Source organism: Streptomyces sp. A1277 (assembly GCF_004795015.1).
GTDB lineage: Bacteria > Actinomycetota > Actinomycetes > Streptomycetales > Streptomycetaceae > Streptomyces.
Window position 1 is genome coordinate 1 of sequence record NZ_SSBI01000065.1, and the last position, 20,312, is coordinate 20,312.

The following is a 20,312-nucleotide window of genomic DNA, read 5'->3' on the forward strand; positions in this document are numbered from 1 at the left end:
GATCTCAGCGGGTGGGACGGCACGCGGGGCGCGGCCGGCCCGCGGCGCTGCCGCCGGGCTCGCGGGACGCCTGACCGCCCGCACGACGCAGCCCCGGACCGCTCGGTGACCGAGCGGTCCGGGGCTGCGTCGCATGCGCACGCGGGGCCGGGGCCCCGGGCGGCTACTTCTTGCGGCCGCGCTTCTCGCGGACCCGCACCGAGATGTGGATCGGGGTGCCCTCGAAGCCGAACTCCTCGCGCAGGCGGCGCTCCACGAAGCGCCGGTAGCCGTGCTCCAGGAAGCCGGAGGCGAAGAGCACGAAGCGCGGCGGCTTGGTGCCCGCCTGGGTGCCGAAGAGGATGCGGGGCTGCTTGCCGCCGCGGACCGGGTGCGGGTGGGCGGCGACGATCTCGCCGAGGAAGGCGTTCAGCCGGCCCGTGGGGACGCGGGTCTCCCAGCCGTCGAGCGCGGTCTCGATCGCCGGGACCAGCTTCTCCATGTGGCGGCCGGTGAGGGCCGAGACGTTGACCCGGGGGGCCCACTCGACCTGCGCGAGCTCCGTCTCGATCTCGCGCTCCAGGTAGTAGCGGCGCTCCTCGTCCAGGGTGTCCCACTTGTTGAAGGCGAGCACGACGGCGCGGCCCGCCTCCACGGCCATGGTGACGATGCGCTGGTCCTGGACGCTGATCGACTCGCTGGCGTCGATCAGGATCACCGCGACCTCCGCCTTCTCCAGGGCGGCGGCGGTGCGCAGCGAGGCGTAGTAGTCGGCGCCCTCCTGGAGGTGGACCCGGCGCCGGATACCGGCCGTGTCGATGAACTTCCAGGTGACGCCGCCGAGCTCGATCAGCTCGTCCACCGGGTCGCGGGTGGTGCCCGCCAGCTCGTTGACGACGACGCGGTCCTCGTTCGCCACCTTGTTCAGCAGGGAGGACTTGCCGACGTTCGGGCGGCCGATCAGGGCGATGCGGCGGGGGCCGCCGACGGCCGTGCCGAAGGTCTGGGCGGGTGCCTCGGGAAGGGCCTCCAGCACGGCGTCCAGCATGTCGCCGGTGCCGCGGCCGTGCAGCGAGGAGACCGGGTGCGGCTGGCCCAGGCCGAGCGACCACAGGGCGGTGGCGTCGGCCTCGCCGCTCTGCCCGTCGACCTTGTTGGCGCACAGCACGACGGGCTTGCCGGCCCGGCGCAGCAGCTTGACGACGGCCTCGTCGGTGTCGGTGGCGCCGACGGTGGAGTCCACCACGAAGACCACCGCGTCGGCCGTCTCGATCGCGTACTCCGCCTGGGCGGCCACGGAGGCGTCCAGGCCGAGGACGTCCTGCTCCCAGCCGCCGGTGTCGACGACCTTGAAGCGGCGGCCCGCCCACTCGGCCTCGTAGGTGACGCGGTCGCGGGTGACGCCCGGCTTGTCCTGGACGACGGCCTCGCGGCGGCCGATGATCCGGTTCACGAGGGTCGACTTGCCGACGTTCGGGCGGCCGACGACGGCGAGGACGGGAAGCGGTCCGTGACCGGCCTCACCGATCGCACCCTCGACGTCCTCGGGGTCGAACCCCTCCTGCGCGGCGAGCTCCATGAACTCCGCGTACTCGGCATCGCCAAGCTCTCCGTGCTCGTGGTCCGAGCCGCCGGAGTGAATCTGGTCGTTCATGAAGTCCGTTCCTCTTTGCATCATCATCGATGGACCACGCAGCGCGCGCTCCACTACTCAAGTCTTACCCGGTGCGCCCGGTGAGGCGCCCGGCGTGCTCCAGGTGGCCGGTCAGCCGGGCCCGGATGCGCAGCGTGGCCTCGTCCAGCGCCTTGCGCGTACGCCGCCCGCTTCGGTCACCGGCTTCGAAGGGCTCTCCGAAGACGATGTCGACACGGCTGCGCAGCGGCGGCAGTGCCGATATCAACCGTCCGCGGCGCTCGGTGCTTCCCAGGACTGCCACGGGCACGATCGGCGCCCCGCTGCGCAGCGCGAAGTACGCGAGCCCGGCGCGCAGCGAGGCGAAGTCTCCGTCGCCCCGGGTGCCCTCGGGGAAGATCCCGAGCACCCCGCCGTCCTCCAGCACGCCCAGCGCGCGGGTGATGGCGGTGCGGTCGGCGGTCGTACGGTCCACCTTCAGCTGGCCGATTCCGCGCAGGAACGGGTCCAGGGGGCCGACGAACGCCTCTTTCTTGATCAGGAAGTGGACGGGCCGGGGCGCGGTGCCCATCAGCATCGGCCCGTCGATGTTGTGCGAGTGGTTCACCGCGAGTATGACGGGTCCGGAGGCGGGGATCCGCCAGGCGCCGAGGACACGGGGCCTGAAGAGCCCGTACATCAGCCCGATCCCGATGCCGCGCCCGACCGCCGCACCGCGCGGCGATGCCGCGCCCGTGGCATCGGTCACTTCGCGGCCCGCTTCTCCCCGACGAGGGTGACGACGCACTCGATAACCTGCTGGAGCGTCAGCTCGGTGGTGTCCACCTCGACCGCGTCGTCCGCCTTGGCGAGCGGCGAGGTCTTGCGGCCGGAGTCGGCGGCGTCCCGCTTGATCAGCGCCTCCTTGGTGGCGGCGAGATCGGAGCCCTTGACCTCGCCGCTGCGGCGGGCGGCGCGGGCCTCCGGCGACGCGGTGAGGAAGATCTTGAGGTCGGCGTCGGGCAGCACGGTGGTGCCGATGTCGCGGCCCTCGACCACGATGCCCTTCTCCGCGCCGGCGGCGATGGTGCGCTGGAGCTCGGTGATCCGGGTGCGCACCTCGGGGACGGCGCTGACGGCGCTGACCTTGGAGGTGACCTCCTGGGTGCGGATCGGGCCGGAGGCGTCCTCGCCGTCGACGGTGATCGTGGGGGCGGCCGGGTCGGTGCCGGAGACGATGACCGGCTTGGCGGCGGCGGTCGCCACCTGGGCGGCGTCCTGCACGTCGATGCCGTTGTTCAGCATCCACCAGGTGATGGCGCGGTACTGGGCGCCGGTGTCCAGGTAGCTGAGGCCGAGCTGGGCGGCGACGGCCTTGGAGGTGCTGGACTTGCCGGTGCCGGAGGGGCCGTCGATGGCGACGATCACCGCGGCCGGGGCGGTCCGGACGGCGGCGCTTACGGTTTCCACGGTGGTGGACACCTTCCTGGTGCTCGGGGCGGGCTGGACGGGACGCGTGAACCCGCCCCGCACAAGGTTACCGAGTGCCGGGACGGGTCCGACCACCCCTGTGGACAACCGTGCGACCGGGGGCTACTGCCGGATCGACCAGCCCCGCTCCCGGAGCGCGGCGGCGAGGGCGGGGGCGGCGCTGGGTTCGACCATGAGCTGGACGAGGCCCGCCTGCTGGCCGGTGGCGTGCTCGATGCGCACGTCCTCGATGTTGGTCCCGGACCGGCCCGCGTCGGCGAAGATCGCGGCCAGTTCGCCGGGGCGGTCGCTGATGAGGACGGCCACGACCTCGTACGCGGCGGGGCCGGCGCCGTGCTTGCCGGGCACCCGGACCCGGCCCGCGTTGCCCCGGCGCAGGACGTCCTGGATGCCCTCGGTGCCCGCGCGCCGCTCGCCCTCGTCGGCGGACTGGAGCCCGCGCAGCGCGGCGACGGTCTCGTCCAGGTCGGCGGCGACCCCGGCGAGGACGTCGGCGACGGGTCCGGGGTTGGCGGACAGGATCTCCACCCACATCCGCGGGTCGGAGGCCGCGATCCTGGTGACGTCCCTGATCCCCTGCCCGCACAGGCGCACAGCGCTCTCGTCGGCCTCCTCCAGCCGGGCGGCGACCATGGACGAGATCAGCTGCGGGGTGTGGGAGACGAGGGCGACGGCCCGGTCGTGGGCGTCGGCGTCCATGACGACCGGGACGGCGCGGCAGAGCGCGATCAGTTCGAGCGCGAGGTTCAGCACCTCGGTGTCGGTGTCCCGGGTCGGGGTGAGCACCCAGGGGCGTCCCTCGAAGAGGTCGGCGGTGGCGGCGAGCGGTCCGGAGCGCTCCTTGCCGGCCATGGGGTGCGTGCCGATGTACGGGGAGAGGTCTGCCCCCATCGCCTCCAGCTCGCGGCGCGGGCCGCCCTTGACGCTGGCGACGTCGAGGTAGCCCCGGGCGACGCCGTCGCGCATCGCGGCGGCGAGCACGGTCGCGGTGCGGGCGGGCGGTACGGCGACGACGGCCAGGTCGACGGGGCCCTCGGCGGGGCCGTCCGTACCGGCGCCGAGCGCGGCGGCGGTCCTGGCCGACTCGGGGTCCCGGTCGACCAGGTGGACGGTGATGCCGCGGCTCGCCAGGGCGAGGGCCGCGGAGGTGCCGACGAGGCCGGTTCCGATGACGACGGCGGTCCTCACTGGGCGATGTCCTTGCGCAGGGCGGCGGTGGCGCCGAGGTAGACGTGGCTGATCTCGGCCCTGGACAGGTACGTCTCGACGTGGACGAGGATGCGGACCACCCGGGGCATGGCGCCCTCGATGTCCAGCTCCTGGGCGCAGATCAGCGGTACGTCCACGATGCCGATGCCGCGTGCGGCGGCGGCCGGGAAGTCGCTGTGCAGGTCGGGGGTGGCCGTGAACCAGATGCTGATCAGGTCGTCCGCGACGAGCTCGTTGCGTTCCAGGACGGCGGTGAGCAGGGCGCTGACCTGCTCACCCATGTGCCCGGCCTCGTCCCGCTCCAGCTGGACGGCTCCACGGACCGCTCGTACCGCCACGTCATGCTCCTCGCTCGTCCCTCTTCGTACGTTTGCGATCAGCGTAGAGGGACGGCGGGATCCCGTGCCCGCCCGCCCTTTTTATGAGACGCGCCCGCGCCCGGTCCTCGCGTAGCCTCCCGGCATGATCACGCCGACCGACGAGGACCTGGTACGCCGCCACACGGTCTACTCCTGTGTGATGGGGTCGCGCGCCTTCGGTCTCGCCACGGAGGACAGCGACACCGACCGCCGGGGTGTCTTCCTGGCGCCCACCCCGTTGTTCTGGCGCTTCGAGAAGCCGCCCACGCACATCGAGGGCCCGGCCGACGAGCAGTTCTCCTGGGAGCTGGAACGCTTCTGCGAGCTGGCCCTGCGCGCCAACCCGAACGTGCTGGAGTGTCTGCACTCGCCGCTCGTGGACCACGTCGACGCCACCGGCCGCGAGCTGCTCGCGCTGCGCGGGGCGTTCCTCTCCCGGCGGGCGCACGACTCGTTCGTACGCTATGCCGTGGCCCAGCGCCGCAGGCTGGAGGCGGACGTCCGCCAGTACGGCGCCCCGCGCTGGAAGCACGCCATGCACCTGCTGCGCCTGCTGGCGAGCTGCCGGGACCTGCTGCGCACCGGCGTCCTGGACATCAAGGTCGGCGAGGCCCGCGAGGACCTGCTCGCGGTCAGGCGGGGCGAGGTCTCCTGACCCGAGGTGGAACGCCGCATGACCCGCCTCACCACCGAGAACGACGAGGCGACCACCGCGTCCCCCCTGCCGCCCGAGCCGGACCGGGCACGCGTCGAAGACTTCCTGGTCCGCACGCGCCGGGCGTCCGCCTCGGCCGGCTGAGGACGGCTCAGGCGTCCCAGAGCGCCCCGAGCTCCAGCAGCTCGTCCCGGTACTCGATGCGCTCCACCCATGCGGCCGGCCAGGCGTCGGGGCCCAGGTGTGCGCCGGCCAGCGCGCCGGCCAGGCAGGCGATCGAGTCCGAGTCGCCGCGGGTGCAGGCGGCCCGGCGCAGGGCGGTGACGGGTTCGTCCGGGAAGAGCAGGAAGCAGTGCAGGGCGGTGGCGAGGGCTTCCTCGGCGATCCAGCCGTCCCCGGTCCGCTCGCACGGGTCGGTCTCCGGCGAGGGGTCGCGCAGGGCGTCCTGGACGGTGTCCAGGGCGGCCAGGCACTCGTCCCAGCCCCGGCTGATGAACGCCTCGGGCGAGGCGTCGTGCGTGTGGCGCCACAGGGCGCCGAGCCACCGGTCGAGGTAGCGCTCGCGGTTCTCGCAGGCGTACGAGCGGAGTTGGCCGATCAGGCCCAGCGGTTCGGTGCCCTGGGCGAGCAGGTACACCGCGTGGGCCGTCAGGTCTGAGGCGGCGAGCGCGGTCGGGTGGCCGTGGGTCAGGGCCGACTGGAGCTGGGCGGCTCCGGCGCGCTGCTCGTCGCTGAGGCCGGGGGCGAGTCCGACGGGCGCGACGCGCATGTTGGCGCCGCAGCCCTTGGAGCCGGTCCGGCTCGCCTCCTGCCAGACGCGGTCGCCGTCGAGGAGGTGGCAGGCTTCCAGACAGGTGCGGCCGGGGGCGCGGTTGTTGTCGGGCGAGTGGTACCAGTCGACGTACTCCTCGCGCACCGGGCGCGCCAGCCGCAGCCCGGTGAGCGGGCCCCGGACCATGGCGGTGCGCAGGCCCCGGCCCAGGGCCAGGGTCATCTGGGTGTCGTCGGTGACGAAGGCCGGCGTCGGCAGCTCCATCTCCCGCCAGGGCCCGCACTTGGCGAGGATCGACGGCACGTCGTTGAACTCGGTGGGAAACCCCAGCGCGTCGCCGAGCGCGAGCCCGGTCAGCGCGCCGGTCGCGGCCCCCTTCGTACGGGTGGTGGTCATGCCTGACGTCCTTCCGGTCGCAGCAGCGGGGGGTGCAGTGCGGTGGCGTCGCCGGCCCGGTAGAGGGCGGCCGGTTTCCCGCGCCCGCCGGTGCGGCGCGGTGCCCCTTCGGCGGGCCGGACGAAGCCGGGGGTGGCGAGGACCTTGCGGCGGAAGTTGGGGCGGTCCAGCTCGACGCCCCAGACCGTCTCGTAGACCTGCTGGAGCTCGCCCAGGGTGAAGGGGGGCGGGCAGAAGGCGGTGGCCAGGCAGGTGTATTCGAGCTTGGCGCCGATGCGGTCGCGGGCGTCGGTGAGGATGTGGTCGTGGTCGAAGGCGAGCGGGCCGGTGCGGGCGGTGTCCCACCATCGGGCACCCGCCGCGTCGCCGCCGCCGCGTGGTTCGGGCAGGTCGGGGACGAGGGCGGTGTAGGCGACGGAGACGACGCGCATCCGGGGGTCGCGGTCCGGGTCGCTGTAGGTGCGCAGCTGTTCCAGGTGGAGGCCCGCGACGGTGTCGCCGCTCAGCCCGGTCTCCTCGGCCAGTTCGCGGCGGGCCGCCGAGCCGGCGGACTCGCGGGGCAGGACGAAGCCGCCGGGCAGCGCCCAGTGGCCCTTGTACGGGTCCTCGCCGCGTTCGACGAGCAGGACGTGCAGCCGGGAGTCGCGGACCGTGAAGACGGCCAGGTCGACGGTGACGGCGAACGGTTCGAAGGCGTGCGGGTCGTAGCCCTCGGGGGCGACGGCGCTCATCGGTGCTCCGGGAGGGGCGCGGCGAAGTCCCAGCCCTCGGCGAGCAGCGCGTCGACGGCCTCGACGGCGCGGGCCAGGCGTTCCTCGCGGCTGCCGGCCAGTTCGATGAACGGCCTTCCGGTACGGGTGAGTTCGGCCCGGAACCGGTCGGTCATCCAGGGCCGCAGCTCTTCGCCGTCGCGCAGCCCGTCGTCCTCGAAGGCGACGCCCTCGTGGTCGGTGAGCAGCCACAGGTGGTGGGCGGCCCGGTCCGCGATCCGCTCGACCAGGGGGTTGCGGCCGCCGACGTACCGCTCGTGCCAGACGGTCGTGGCGAAGGAGTCGGTGTCGCAGACGAGCACCGGGGAGCCGGCGCCTGCCGCCTCCTCCTCGCGGGCGTTCTGGACCTCGGCGATCAGCGGGAAGTCGTGGGTGGTGAAGGTGACGTCCTCCCACTGGGCCCGGGGCCACCGGGCGCGCAGCGCGGCGAGCTTCTCCTCGCTGAACTCGCGCCCGTACTCGGCCACGTACCCGGTCCGCGCCCAGACCCCGCCGCGCCGCCGGTAGTGGGCGGCCAGCGCGCGGGCCAGCGTGGTCGTGCCGGTGGACTCGGCGCCGAGCACGACGACGCGGCGGGCGAGCGCCGCCCGGACCGGTGCTTCGAGGAAGTCCCAGCAGCCGGCCGGGTCCGCGCGGACGGCGGTGCCGGAGACCGGGTGGGCGGTGCGGCCGGGGTCGACGCAGACGGACTCGGCGCCGAAGCGGCGGGCCAGCTCGTCCCCGTACGGCTCGGAGGTGAAGACGGCGTCCACCCGCTCGGGCACCGCCCCGGTGAAGACCGCCATGTGGGCGTCCCAGATCGCCGGGTCGTGCAGGTCCATGCGGGTGTCGTCCATGGCGCCCACCACCGTCACGTCGGGGTGTGCCGCCCGCATCCAGGCGACCCGGTCCGCGAGCGGTACGGACTCCACCGAGGCGGCGCAGACCAGTACGGTCAGCCGTTCGCAGCGGGCCCGGGCGGTGCGGACGAGGTGGTGGTGGCCGGCGTGCGGCGGGTAGAACTTGCCGAGCACCAGTCCGTGCGGGAAGCGTTTCATGCCAGGGCCTTCGCGGGTCGCGGGGTGGGGGCGGCGAGGTCGCGCCGCCAGTTGCGCAGGCCGATCAGGCACAGCGTCAGGAAGCCGACGTACAGCAGCGAGGTCAGGTAGAGCTCCTTGTACGCGTACAGCGGGATGTACACGACGTCGGCGGCGATCCACAGCCACCACGACTCGACCAGCTTGCGGCACTGCCCGTAGGTCGCCGCCAGTGACAGCGCGGTGGTCAGGGCGTCCCAGAACGGGACCGTCGAGTCGGTCGCCCGGTCGAGCAGGACGGTCAGCGCGACGGTCCCCACCGCCCCCGCCGCGAGCAGCCCGGTCCACTCGGTGCGCGTCGTGCGCCGCACCGGCAGCCCGTCCGTCCCTGGTCCACCCCCGTGGGTCCAGGTCCACCAGCCGTACGCGGCGAGGGCGATGAAGACGATCTGGAGTCCGGCGTCGGCGTACAGGCCGGACTGGGTGAACAGCAGGATGAAGAAGAGGTTGTTGGCGATGCCGATCGGCCAGTTGGCGAGGTGCTGGCGGGCCACGAGCCAGACGCACAGCGCCCCGCTGCCGAAACCCAGCACCTCGGTCCAGCTGACCGGGGTGTCCAGGACCGTCACCAGGGGTTGCTGCAGGGGATCGAGTATGTCCGCGAGACTCACGCCCGCCTCCTTAATAGTCACTGTGACTATAAAGGGTCACCCGGGCATGCGAAAGGCCCGCGGCAGGTCCCTTCCGGAAAACTCCGGGATCGGGGACCGGCCGCGGGCCGTGAGCGATATGGGGACGAGGGTTACAGGCCGACCTCGCGCATGAGCATGCCCACCTCGGTGTTGGTGAGCCGGCGCAGCCAGCCCGACTTCTGGTCGCCCAGCGCGATCGGCCCGAAGCCCGTGCGCACGAGCCGGTCGACGGGGAAGCCCGCCTCGGCCAGCATCCGGCGCACGATGTGCTTGCGGCCCTCGTGCAGGGTCACCTCGACCAGGTAGTTCTTGCCGGTGTTCTCCACGACGCGGAAGTGGTCGGCGCGGGCGTACCCGTCCTCCAGCTGGATGCCGTCCTTCAGCCGCTTGCCCAGGTCGCGCGGGAGCGGGCCCTGGATGGCGGCCAGGTAGGTCTTCTTCACGCCGTACTTGGGGTGGGTGAGACGGTGGGCCAGCTCGCCGTGGTTGGTGAGCATGATGATGCCCTCGGTCTCGGTGTCCAGCCGGCCGACGTGGAAGAGACGCGTCTCACGGTTGGTGACGTAGTCACCGAGGCACTGGCGGCCGTCCGGGTCCTCCATGGAGGAGACGACACCGGCCGGCTTGTTCAGCGCGAAGAACAGGTACGACTGGGTCGCGACGGTCAGCCCGTCGACCTTGATCTCGTCCTTGTGCACATCGACGCGCATGCCCTGCTCGACGACGATCTCGCCGTTCACCTCGACGCGTGCCTGCTCGATCAGCTCCTCGCACGCGCGGCGCGAGCCCATGCCGGCCCGGGCGAGCACCTTCTGCAGCCGCTCGCCCTCCTGCTCGGCGCCCGGGTGGGTCTTGGGCGTCTTGATCTCGGGCTTGTTGGCGTACCGGTCGCGGTTGCGCTGCTCGATCTTGGCATCCAGCTCGCGCGGGCGGGCCGGGGCGCCGTACGGGGTGCGCCGGCCGCTGCTCCGGGAGCCGCTCTGCGGGCTCTTCGGGCCGCCCTTGGCGCCGCCGCGAGCGGCCGCGCCGCGGCCCTTGCGGGTGCCGCCGTCGCCGCCGGGCTTGTCGTTGCCCACGTCGTAGCGTCGCTCCTCGGGGCGGGGCCGGCGGGGGCGCTGCTCCTGCTTGTCGTCGCGCTCGGAGCCGGGGAGCCGGGGGTTCGGGTTGCTGTTCCTGCCGCTGCCGGTGTTGTTCCTGCTGCTCCTGCCGCCGCCGGCAGCGCCCCTGGCGCCGCCGCTCCTGCCGCCGCCGTTGCTACCGCTGCCGCTTCCGCTGTTCCTGCCACTGCTTCGCATCAAAAATCCGTCTTGTCGTCTGCGTGAGTATCCGGGGTGTCCGGTGCGTCCGGATCGAACGACGGCACACCCTCTAGCGTCTCGGCCTCGATCGCGTCCGCCTCGGGGAGGAAGGGCGCGAGCTCCGGGAGCTCATCCAGGCCACGCAGGCCCATCCGCTCCAGAAAGTAGTTCGTCGTCCTGTACAGGATCGCACCTGTTTCGGGTTCCGTGCCCGCATCCTCGACCAGGCCCCTCTGCAACAGGGTCCGCATGACCCCGTCACAGTTCACTCCGCGCACCGCTGAGACCCGCGACCGGCTCACCGGCTGGCGGTACGCGACGACCGCCAGGGTCTCCAGCGCGGCCTGGGTCAGCCGGGCGTGCTGGCCGTCCAGGACGAAGCCCTCGACGGCCGCCGCGTACTCGGGGCGGGTGTAGAACCGCCAGCCGCCCGCGACCGGCCTGAGGTCGAAGCCGCGGCGCTGCGCGGTGTACTCGTCGGCCAGCTCCCGCAGCGCGGCGGCGACGGCCCGCCTGGGCCGCTCCAGCACCTTGGCGAGGTGTTCCTCGGTGGCGGGCTCGTCCACGACCATGAGGACGGCCTCCAGGGCGGGCTTGAGGCCGAGGCCGGCGACGGCGGAGCCGGTGGGGTCCTGCTCGCTCATGGCATCACATCCTGCGGGGCTTCCGGCACGTCCTGTGCCTCGTCGGTCTCCGGGGCTGCCCGGGGTTCCGGGGCTTCCTGGGTCTCCTGGTCTTCCTGGGTCTCCTGGGTTTCCTGGGTTTCCTGGGTCTCCTGGGTTTCCTGGTCGAACTCGTCCGTCACGGTGGGCTCGGCCCCCGCCTCGCCCGCCCAGCGCACCATCAGCTCGCCGAGCGCCACGTCCTGGTCCAGGGCCACGGCCTTCTCCCGGTAGAGCTCCAGCAGGGCGAGGAAGCGGGCGACGACGGTGAGGGTGTCCGGTGCGTCCTCGGTCAGCGCCCGGAAGCTGATCTCCCCCGCCTCGCGCACCCGCGCCACCACGATCCCCGCCTGCTCGCGCACGCTGACCAGCGGGGCGTGGATGTGGTCGACGTAGACCTGCAGCCGGGGCTTCGGCTGCATCGCCTTCACGGCCAGCCTGGCGAACCCCTCCGCCCCGATGCTGATGACGACGTCCGGCAGCAGCTCGGCGTGGTGCGGTTCCAGACCGACGGTACGCGGGAAGCGGCGGCCCTCCGCTTCGAGGCGGCCGCTGAAGATGTCCGCGATCCGCTTGTACGCGCGGTACTGGAGCAGGCGCGCGAAGAGCAGGTCCCTGGCCTCCAGGAGCGCGAGGTCCGCCTCGTCCTCCACCTCGGCCGCCGGCAGCAGCCGGGCGGCCTTCAGGTCGAGCAGGGTCGCGGCGACCACCAGGAACTCGGTCGTCTGGTCCAGGTCCCAGTCCGGGCCCATCGCCCGGATGTGGGCCATGAACTCGTCGGTGACCTTCGACAGTGCGACCTCGGTCACGTCCAGCTTGTGCTTGGAGATCAGCTGGAGCAGCAGGTCGAAGGGCCCCTCGAAGTTCGCCAGCCGCACGGTGAAACGGCCGTCCTCGGGGGCGGGGGCTCCCCCGGACGCCTCGGGGACCTCGCGGGCCACAGGCGCCTCGCGGGCCACAAGCACCTCCTGGGCCACAGGCGCCTCATCGGGCACCGGAGCCTCGTAAGGCGTCTCCACGGGCACGGCCCCCGCCCCCGGCCCGCGGCCCAGGGGGCGGCGGGCGGTGCGGGCGGGCTCGTCGGGTGTCGGCATGGAGATCCAGGGTGCGGCGGGACACGGGCGGCGGCGGCCCGTACGGGAGGGGCCGGACCGCCCGTACGGCGGTGGGCCCTCCCGGGCAGGCTACCGGCGCCGCACCGGTCAGCGGCCGCGCAGCCGCCGTACGAGGATGCTCGCGTCGCCGCGCGACTCCAGGTCCGCCAGGACGACGGCGACCGCCTCGCGGACGATCCGGCCGCGGTCGACCGCGAGGCCGTGCTCGCCGCGCAGGACGAGGCGCGCGTGTTCGAGGTCCATCAGCTCCTCGGCGGAGACGTAGACCGTGATCTTCTCGTCGTGCCGCTCCCGGCCGCTGGGCCGGCGGTTCGCCCCGCGTCCGCCACCGCGTCTGCGCTGCTGCTGCACGACGGGGGCCGGGACCGGCTCCTGCGCGGCGGGCTGCGGGCGCCGCCCGGCCCGGGCGGCGGCCGCGACCGGGTCGTTCTCTGCGCCCCGGGTGCGCGAGTCGCCCGCGTCGGCGGCGTCGGCCGCGGAGTGCTCCTGGCGCGCGGGCGCGGCCGCGGACTCCTGGGTGCCGTCCCCCGGCGTCTCGGTCCCGGGGTCGTTCTCACCGGCGGGAGCCGGCACCCTGGCCTCGCCGTTCGCCTTGCGCCTCCGCTCTGCGGGCGACGAGGACTGCAGCCCCATCCCCCCGGTCGTACGGAACAGTTCGTCGGCCCCGGGCAGACTCACTCGGCGTGACACCGGGCGAGCACCTCCCTGGCGAGCTGGCGATAGGCGGCGGCACCGACCGAGTTGGAGGCGTAGGTGGTGATGGGCTCACCGGCGACCGTGGTCTCCGGGAAGCGGACCGTGCGCCCGATGACCGTGTGGTAGACGTGGTCGTCGAATGCCTCGACCACGCGCGCCAGGACCTCGCGGCTGTGCACCGTGCGGGAGTCGTACATGGTGGCGAGGATGCCGTCGAGCTCCAGCTCGGGGTTGAGCCGTTCCTGGACCTTCTCGATGGTCTCCGTGAGCAGCGCCACACCGCGCAGCGCGAAGAACTCGCACTCGAGCGGCACTATCACCTTGTGCGCGGCGGTCAGCGCGTTCACGGTGAGCAGGCCGAGCGAGGGCTGACAGTCGATCACGATGTAGTCGTAGTCGGCCATCAGCGGCTTCAGGGCGCGCTGGAGTGTGGACTCGCGGGCCACCTCGCTGACGAGCTGCACCTCGGCGGCGGACAGGTCGATGTTGCTGGGGAGCAGGTCCATGTTGGGGACCGCGGTCTTGAGCAGGACCTCGTCGGCCGCCATGCCCCGCTCCATGAGCAGGTTGTAGACGGTGAGGTCGAGCTCCATCGGGTTGACGCCGAGGCCGACCGAGAGGGCGCCCTGCGGGTCGAAGTCCACGAGCAGGACGCGTCGTCCGTACTCGGCGAGTGCGGCGCCCAGGTTGATGGTCGACGTGGTCTTGCCGACGCCGCCCTTCTGGTTGCACATCGCGATGATCTTCGCGGGGCCGTGGTCGGTCAGCGGACCCGGGATCGGGAAGTAGGGCAGGGGCCGGCCGGTCGGGCCGATCCGCTCGCGGCGCTGCCGTGCGGCGTCGGGCGCGAGGGTGGCCGCGTACTCCGGGTCGGGCTCGTACTCGGCGTCGGGGTCGTAGAAGTGCCCCTGGGGCGATTCGTCGAAGTCGGCGAGGGGGGCGGTGTCCCGGCCACTCTCGTTGCCGGCCATGGCGTTCACGTGTAGGCCGTCCATCATCTGAGGGGCTGTCGTCATGTGCTGGTGGGTGGCGAAGGTGCGGACAGCGACGGAGCCGACAGCCTCCAGCCCGTTCGGGCTCTGGCCCCGTGCAGGCATCCCTGGTTGAACACCCCCGGGAGTAATTGTCGACTCATTCACAAGTCGTCTTACCTCCTTGGACGTGACCAGGAAACTTATCGATAGGTCAGCGTGGCACCATGCCGACGATTGGCGACTCTATGGCGTGTCACCGGTTCGCAGCAACACAATCCACCGGACCCGGCCCGTTGTGTCGGCAATCGAACGCCCCGCTGTCAAGGGCGCGCAACCCTCCGGGCGCACTTTTCGCAGGTGTACGAAACGGTTGAAGGGTTACGTTCGAGACGAGTCGCCCGGGGGTGTGCGCGGGCCCGCATGCGTCCGGCCGGACCTTGGCGGCAAGGTCCGGCCGGGCGCACGGAGTTGACGGAGGCGGTTGACCCGTCAGCCGATGAGGGTGCTCAGTTCGACGTGCTCAAGGCCGTGTGCCTCGGCCACCTCGCGGTAAACGACCTGCCCGTCATGGGTGTTGAGGCCCTTGGCGAGCGCGGCGTCCCGGCGCAGCGCGTCCGCCCAGCCCCGGTTCGCGAGCTCCAGGATGTAGGGCAGCGTCGCGTTGGTGAGGGCGTACGTCGAGGTGTTGGGCACCGCGCCGGGCATGTTCGCGACGCAGTAGAAGACCGAGTCGTGGACCATGAAGGTCGGCTCGGCGTGCGTCGTCGGGTGGGAGTCCTCGAAGCAACCGCCCTGATCAATTGCAATGTCGACAAGTACACTTCCGGGCTTCATCTTGGCGACGAGCTCGTTGGTGACCAGCTTCGGGGCCTTGGCCCCGGGGATCAGTACGGCCCCGACGACGAGGTCCGCCTCGACGACGGCCTTCTCCAGCTCGAAGGCGTTGGAGACGACCGTCTGCACCTTGGTGCCGAAGATGCGGTCGGCCTCGCGGAGCTTGTTGATGTCCTTGTCGAGCAGCGTGACGTGGAAGCCGAGACCAACGGCGATCTGGGTCGCGTTCCAGCCGGAGACGCCGCCGCCGATGACGACCGCGCGGCCGGCCGCCGTGCCGGGGACACCGCCGGGCAGCACGCCGCGGCCGCCGGCCGAGCGCATCAGGTGGTACGCGCCGACCTGCGGGGCCAGCCGGCCCGCGACCTCGGACATCGGGGCGAGCAGCGGCAGGGCGCGGTTCGACGTCTCGACGGTCTCGTAGGCGATGGCCGTGGTGCCGGACTCCAGCAGCGCGTCCGTGCAGGCGCGGGAGGCGGCGAGGTGCAGGTACGTGAAGAGGGTCTGGCCCTTGCGGAGGCGGTGGTACTCCTCGGCGACCGGCTCCTTGACCTTGAGCAGCAGGTCGGCGGCGGCCCAGACCTCGTCGGCCGTGGGCAGGATCTCCGCCCCGGCCGCGACGTATTCCTCATCCGTGATCGAGGAGCCCGCTCCGGCGCTCCGCTCCACGACGACCTGGTGGCCGTGGCGGACCAGCTCATGCACGCCGGCGGGCGTGATCGCCACGCGGAACTCGTTGTTCTTGACTTCGCGGGGGATGCCGACCTTCACGTCGATCACGGTCCTTGGCTCAGAGGGTAATCCGGGCATAGTGACACATTTAAGGGTAGATGCATCACGTAGGGAGACACCGCGAACTGACGCGGTAGTGCCAGTCTAATGAAGGGCTTCCCGCTGTCTAGCCTTACAAAGCATTAACTTTTAGTCGATGCACTGCGGGTTTCGTAGGTCGCGCTCTCCTTGCCCAGCAATCTGTCGGCCGCACCCCGGTGCAGCCCGGCCGCCGCCGGGTCGCCGAGGCGGTCGAGGGTGTCGGCGAGCCGGAGTTCCAGCGCGGCCTGCAGCCGTACGTCCTTGGCCCGCCGAGCCCACTCCACCGCCTCCCGGCAGGTCCGCAGCGACTCCTGCGGCCGGCCCGCGTACTCCTGGACCCGGGCCATCTCGCTGAGCGCCCGCGCCTGGGCGGGCAGGTCGCCGAGCCTGCGGTGGCCGGCCGCGGCGGCCCGCCAGTTGCGCAGCGCCTCCCCGTACCGCCCGGCGTAGGTGTGGACGGTGCCGAGCCGCCCGTACAGCCGCGCCGCGTCGGCCCGGTCGCCCTGGGTGAGGCGCTGGGCGAGCGCCCGGCCGTACCAGTCGGAGGCCCGGTGGTAGTCCCCCAGCTCGACGTAGGCGCCGCCCACCGATTCCATGGCCCGCCCGGTGGCGTACGGGTCCTTCGCCGCGCGCCCGGCGTCCAGCGCCTCGCGGTAGCGGGCAAGCGCCTCCTCGGTCCGGCCGGTACCGGCGTCCAGGTCGGCGAGGTTGAGCAGGGCCGCCGCCCGCTCGCGGGGCAGGTCGCGCCGCTCGGCGACGGCCAGCACCAGCCCGTGCAGGGCGTAGAGCTCGGGCGCGGCCGCGTCGGTGCCCTCGTGCACGGCCAGCGCGCGGACCAGCGCGGCCACCAGCCGGCGCGCGAGCGTGTCGAGTTCGCCGTCCTCCACGGCGATCCGTGCGGACGCGAGCAGCGCGGGCCTGCGGACGCGCAGCCAGGCGGCGGCCGCCTCGGGGTGCGGGAAGCGCAGCGAGCGCGGGAGTCCGGCGAGCTTGCGCCGGGACGGGGAGCCCTCGGGGTCGGTGACCGCCCGGCAGGACTGGAGCAGCCGCACGGTGCGCTCCAGCATCCGGGCGCGGGCCAGCTGGATCTCGGCCGGCCGGTCCCGGTCCTCCAGGAGCGCCCGCAGCAGCCCGGCGAGGCAGCCCGGCACCTCGTACTGCGGCTCGTCGGCGCCGTCGCCGCGCAGCAGGCCCAGGGTGACGAAGTCGTCGAGGGTGGTCCGGGCCGCCGAGACGGAGCAGCCGGCCAGCGCTGAGGCGGTGTGGGCGTCGGCGAGCCCGGCGGGGGCGAGGGAGAGCAGCCGCAGTATCCGGGCGGCGGTGGGCGGCAGCGAGTCGTGGACGAGGCGGAAGGCGCGGGTCAGCGGGCGGGTGCCGGCGGGCTGCTCGGGGTCGTCCGGCAGTTCGCGCAGCTGCCGCCGGGCGTCGGCCACGGAGGCGGTCGGGCGGGCGGCGAGCCAGCCCCCGATCATGACCAGCGCGGCCGGCTGACCGCCGCACTCCTCGGCCAGCGTCTGGGCGGTCAGCGGGTCGACGGTGATCCTGACCTGGCCGATGGCGCGGCCGAGCAGCTGGACGGCGGAGCCCGCGTCCAGGCCGCCGATGGTGCAGGGCCGGACGCCGGGGATGCCCGTCAGCGGGCCCTGGGAGGTGGCGACGACCAGACAGTCGGGGTTGTCCGGGAGCAGCGGATCGACCTGCTCGGCGTCCGGGGCGTCGTCCAGCAGGAGCAGGACCCGGCGTGCGGCGAGGGCTTCGCGGACCATCCCGGACAGTTCGTCCGCGTCGGCGCCGGGCGGTCCGGCCACGCCGAGCCGGCCCAGGAGGTCGCGGGCGGCCCGTTCGGGGGGGACGGGGGTGCCGCCGCTCTCGGTGAGCCGGACGCGGAGCAGCCCGTCGGGGTAGTCGCCGGTGGCCAGGAGCCGGCGGGTGAGCTCCTCGGCCAGTGCGGTGCGGCCGGAACCGGGGCGGCCGGCGATCAGGAGGACCCGGGCGCGGGCGCTGCGGCGGCCGGCCATGGTGTCGAGTCCGGCGCGCTCGATGTCGTCGCGCAGTTCCTTCAACTCGCGTTCGCGGCCGAAGAATCGGGCCGGTTCGCAGGCGGCAGGCTCCTCGGTCCCCGCTGCCTCGGCCGGGCCGCTGGTGTCCACCGCCTGATCCGTCACGGGCCACGCTCCACTTCGCTGCACGCGTCGCCCGCCGGGACTCCGGTCAGGGCATTCAGAGCGTAGTTCAGGCGGCTGGGCGAACCGGGTGGAGCGCGACCCGAACATCCCCCGATCGGATCAGCATCTCTTACGATTGGGGGCTGCGTGAGAGTGACGAGGGGCCGTCATGCCTCGAAGGGGCGGGCCGGCCAGGGTGCGTCGGCGGGCCGCAGCGCGTCGGCGCCGTCGCCCGCGAGGACCGCGGCCAGCGAGAGCACGCCCACGACCAGGCAGCTGTTGTGCAGCTCCCCGGCGAGCGCGCCGCGCACCAGGTCCCGGAGCGGCACCCGGGCCAGCTCCATGTCGGCCTCCTCCTCGGCTGCCTCGAAGCGCTCGCCGACTGCCTCGGAGACGCCCCGGGCGAGGAAGATCCGTACGGCTTCGTCGGAGCCGCCGGGCGAGGTGTAGATGTCGGTCAGCACCCGCCAGTCCTCGGCCCTGACGTACGCCTCCTCGTACAGCTCGCGCTGAGCGGCGTGCAGCGGGTTCTCGCCGGGTACGTCGAGCAGCCCGGCCGGGATCTCCCACAGCTTGTGGCGCACCGGGTGGCGGTACTGGCGCAGCACGAGGACGCGGCCCTCGTCGTCCAGCGCGAGCACGGCGACCGAGCCGGGGTGGACCTGGTAGTCGCGGTGCGCGACCGAGCCGTCGGGCATCTCGACCTCATCGGTGCGGACGCTGGTCTTTTTGCCCCGGAACGGGGTCGCGGTCGAGGTGACCCGCCATTCCTCGGGCGTGTCCTGGAAACCCATCTGCGTCCTCCCACGAAAAACGGCTGACCGGGGCCCGCGTCCTGGTCCGGACGCGCGCCCCGGTCAACCGTATCGCCTGCGCAGGTGCCGTTACTTGCCCGGCGTGGCCTCGGCGGCGCCCGTCTTGCGCGCGACGGCGGCCTTCACCAGCCCGGCGAAGAGCGGGTGCGGGCGGGTCGGGCGGGAGCGCAGCTCCGGGTGCGCCTGGGTGGCGACCAGGTAGGGGTGGACCTCGCGCGGGTACTCGACGTACTCGACGAGCTTGTTGTCCGGGGAGGTGCCGGAGAAGACCAGTCCGGCCTTCTTCTCCAGCTCGGCGCGGTAGGCGTTGTTGACCTCGTAGCGGTGGCGGTGGCGCTCCTCCACGTACGGCTGGTCGTCGTACGCCTCGCGCACGAGCGAGCCCTCGGCGAGCTTCGCCGGGTACAGGCCGAGCCGCATGGTGCCGCCCAGGTCGCCCGCGCCCTCGACGTACGCGAGCTGCTCCTCCATGGTCGAGATGACCGGGTGGGAGGTGGCCGCGTCGAACTCGGTGGAGTTGGCGTCGGGGATCTCGGCGAGGTTGCGCGCCGCCTCGATCACGATGCACTGCAGGCCCAGGCAGAGGCCGAGCAACGGGACCTTGTTCTCGCGGGCGTACTGGATGGCGCCGACCTTGCCGATCACGCCGCGCTCGCCGAAGCCGCCGGGGATGCAGACCGCGTCGACACCGGCGAGGGCCTTCTGCGCGCCGGCCGGGGTCTTGCAGTCGTCGGAGGCGACCCACTCGACCTTGACGCGGGCCTTGTTGGCGAAGCCGCCGGCCCGGATGGCCTCGGTGACCGAGAGGTAGGCGTCGGGCAGGTCGATGTACTTGCCGACCAGGGCGACGGTGACCTCGTGGTCGGGGTTGTGGACGCGGTCCAGCAGGTCGTCCCAGGTGGTCCAGTCGACGTCGCGGAACGGCAGGTCGAGCTTGCGCACGACGTAGGCGTCCAGGCCCTCGGTGTGCAGCACCTTGGGGATGTCGTAGATCGACTTGGCGTCCACGCAGGCCACCACGGCGGCCTCGTCCACGTCGCACATCAGCGAGATCTTGCGCTTGATGGCGGTGGGCACGTCGCGGTCGGCGCGCAGCACGATGGCGTCCGGCTGGATACCGATGTTGCGCAGGGCGGCCACGGAGTGCTGGGTGGGCTTCGTCTTGAGCTCGCCGGAGGGGCCGATGTAGGGCAGCAGCGAGATGTGCACGACGAAGACGTTGTCCCGGCCGACCTCGTGGCGGACCTGGCGGACGGTCTCCAGGAACGGCAGCGACTCGATGTCGCCGACCGTGCCGCCGACCTCGGTGATGACCACGTCGACGTCGTCGGTGGCCATCCGGCGGATGCGGTGCTTGATCTCGTTGGTGATGTGCGGGATGACCTGCACGGTGTCGCCGAGGTACTCGCCGCGCCGCTCCTTGGCGATGACCTGCGAGTACACCTGGCCGGTGGTGACGTTGGCCGAGCCGTCGAGGTCCACGTCGAGGAAGCGCTCGTAGTGGCCGATGTCGAGGTCCGTCTCCGCGCCGTCGTTGGTCACGAAGACCTCGCCGTGCTGGAACGGGTTCATCGTGCCGGGGTCGACGTTCAGGTACGGGTCGAGCTTCTGCATGGTGACCCGGAGACCGCGCGCCTTGAGCAGGGCGCCGAGGCTGGAGGCAGTCAGACCCTTGCCGAGGGAAGAGGCGACACCCCCGGTGACGAAGATGTGCTTGGTCGTCGTGGATGTGGGCTGCATAGCCAAAGGGGGCTCCCGTGGTCGCGATCGTGAGGTGCGTGCCGGCGTTGCCGTCCGGAGATTCCGGAGATGCCGTCGCTGCGGTTCGGGGGCCTCGTCTGCTCTCGCCGACGACCACCGGTCCACGGGCTACCAGGGTAACAGCGACAGGGGGAGACCGCTTCCGGCCACCCGGCGCGTGAGCGCCCGCGATTCCCTCGCGCCACTCGTCCCCCACTCGATCGGCTCAGCCCAGTTCGCGAGAGGGGC

Annotated in this window: 18 protein-coding genes and 1 pseudogene; 1 reads left to right on the forward strand and 18 read right to left on the reverse strand. The window is 72.6% G+C overall.

Features of this window, described 5'->3' with window-relative positions:
- Positions 1-163: 163 nt before the first annotated feature.
- The 5 genes from der to aroH all read right to left on the reverse strand — a co-directional run bounded on the left by der (position 164) and on the right by aroH (position 4,629).
- Complete coding sequence (der, locus tag E6R18_RS31180) at positions 164-1,633, reverse strand: ribosome biogenesis GTPase Der (RefSeq protein WP_136206576.1); 1,470 nt, start codon at positions 1,631-1,633, stop codon at positions 164-166.
- Between the two features lie 64 nt (positions 1,634-1,697).
- On the reverse strand, positions 1,698-2,360 hold the full coding sequence (locus E6R18_RS31185; RefSeq protein WP_136320239.1) for a lysophospholipid acyltransferase family protein: 663 nt from the start codon (positions 2,358-2,360) through the stop codon (positions 1,698-1,700).
- On the reverse strand, positions 2,357-3,073 hold the full coding sequence (gene cmk, locus E6R18_RS31190) for a (d)CMP kinase (protein WP_136206578.1): 717 nt from the start codon (positions 3,071-3,073) through the stop codon (positions 2,357-2,359). The genes E6R18_RS31185 and cmk overlap by 4 nt, the downstream gene beginning before the upstream one ends.
- A 111-nt stretch (positions 3,074-3,184) precedes the next feature.
- A complete protein-coding gene (locus E6R18_RS31195; protein ID WP_136320240.1) occupies positions 3,185-4,270 on the reverse strand; it encodes a prephenate dehydrogenase in 1,086 nt (361 codons plus the stop codon).
- The gene (gene aroH, locus E6R18_RS31200) at positions 4,267-4,629 is read right to left on the reverse strand and encodes a chorismate mutase (RefSeq protein ID WP_136320241.1); all 363 of its coding nucleotides are present in this window, start codon (positions 4,627-4,629) and stop codon (positions 4,267-4,269) included. Before aroH ends, E6R18_RS31195 begins: the two co-directional genes overlap by 4 nt.
- A 124-nt stretch (positions 4,630-4,753) precedes the next feature.
- Here aroH and E6R18_RS31205 point away from each other — a divergent pair.
- Positions 4,754-5,449: pseudogene (locus E6R18_RS31205) on the forward strand (nucleotidyltransferase domain-containing protein).
- Positions 5,450-5,456: 7 nt separating this feature from the next.
- On the opposite strand, the gene E6R18_RS31210 reads toward E6R18_RS31205, so the two are convergent.
- The 13 genes from E6R18_RS31210 to E6R18_RS31275 form a co-directional block, all read right to left on the reverse strand.
- Positions 5,457-6,473 carry an ADP-ribosylglycohydrolase family protein gene (locus E6R18_RS31210; protein ID WP_136320242.1) on the reverse strand — a complete coding sequence of 339 codons (1,017 nt, stop codon included), beginning with the start codon at positions 6,471-6,473 and terminating at the stop codon, positions 5,457-5,459.
- Positions 6,470-7,204, reverse strand: a complete 735-nt coding sequence (locus E6R18_RS31215; RefSeq protein WP_136320243.1) for an NUDIX domain-containing protein — start codon at positions 7,202-7,204, stop codon at positions 6,470-6,472. Before E6R18_RS31215 ends, E6R18_RS31210 begins: the two co-directional genes overlap by 4 nt.
- Positions 7,201-8,280 carry an AAA family ATPase gene (locus tag E6R18_RS31220; RefSeq protein WP_136320244.1) on the reverse strand — a complete coding sequence of 360 codons (1,080 nt, stop codon included), beginning with the start codon at positions 8,278-8,280 and terminating at the stop codon, positions 7,201-7,203. The genes E6R18_RS31215 and E6R18_RS31220 overlap by 4 nt, the downstream gene beginning before the upstream one ends.
- Positions 8,277-8,930 carry a nicotinamide riboside transporter PnuC gene (gene pnuC / locus E6R18_RS31225; protein ID WP_136320245.1) on the reverse strand — a complete coding sequence of 218 codons (654 nt, stop codon included), beginning with the start codon at positions 8,928-8,930 and terminating at the stop codon, positions 8,277-8,279. Before pnuC ends, E6R18_RS31220 begins: the two co-directional genes overlap by 4 nt.
- 131 nt (positions 8,931-9,061) lie before the next feature.
- Positions 9,062-10,246, reverse strand: coding sequence for a pseudouridine synthase (locus E6R18_RS31230; RefSeq protein WP_136320246.1), 1,185 nt, complete (start codon positions 10,244-10,246; stop codon positions 9,062-9,064).
- Positions 10,246-10,893, reverse strand: coding sequence for an SMC-Scp complex subunit ScpB (gene scpB, locus E6R18_RS31235; protein ID WP_136320247.1), 648 nt, complete (start codon positions 10,891-10,893; stop codon positions 10,246-10,248). Before scpB ends, E6R18_RS31230 begins: the two co-directional genes overlap by 1 nt.
- Positions 10,890-12,005: a ScpA family protein gene (locus tag E6R18_RS31245; protein WP_240799913.1), complete on the reverse strand. Its 1,116-nt coding sequence runs from the start codon at positions 12,003-12,005 to the stop codon at positions 10,890-10,892. The genes scpB and E6R18_RS31245 overlap by 4 nt, the downstream gene beginning before the upstream one ends.
- Before the next feature lie 108 nt (positions 12,006-12,113).
- On the reverse strand, positions 12,114-12,704 hold the full coding sequence (locus tag E6R18_RS31250; protein WP_136320262.1) for a hypothetical protein: 591 nt from the start codon (positions 12,702-12,704) through the stop codon (positions 12,114-12,116).
- Entirely contained in the window at positions 12,701-13,819 is a 1,119-nt protein-coding gene (locus tag E6R18_RS31255; protein WP_136320248.1) for a ParA family protein, read from the reverse strand. The genes E6R18_RS31250 and E6R18_RS31255 overlap by 4 nt, the downstream gene beginning before the upstream one ends.
- 366 nt (positions 13,820-14,185) lie before the next feature.
- Positions 14,186-15,301, reverse strand: a complete 1,116-nt coding sequence (gene ald / locus E6R18_RS31260; protein WP_136320263.1) for an alanine dehydrogenase — start codon at positions 15,299-15,301, stop codon at positions 14,186-14,188.
- Positions 15,302-15,444: 143 nt separating this feature from the next.
- Positions 15,445-17,508: a tetratricopeptide repeat protein gene (locus E6R18_RS31265; RefSeq protein ID WP_136320249.1), complete on the reverse strand. Its 2,064-nt coding sequence runs from the start codon at positions 17,506-17,508 to the stop codon at positions 15,445-15,447.
- A gap of 167 nt (positions 17,509-17,675) precedes the next feature.
- Positions 17,676-18,302, reverse strand: a complete 627-nt coding sequence (locus E6R18_RS31270; protein ID WP_136320250.1) for an NUDIX hydrolase — start codon at positions 18,300-18,302, stop codon at positions 17,676-17,678.
- A gap of 90 nt (positions 18,303-18,392) precedes the next feature.
- Positions 18,393-20,063 carry a CTP synthase gene (locus E6R18_RS31275; RefSeq protein ID WP_136320251.1) on the reverse strand — a complete coding sequence of 557 codons (1,671 nt, stop codon included), beginning with the start codon at positions 20,061-20,063 and terminating at the stop codon, positions 18,393-18,395.
- Positions 20,064-20,312: the final 249 nt, after the last annotated feature.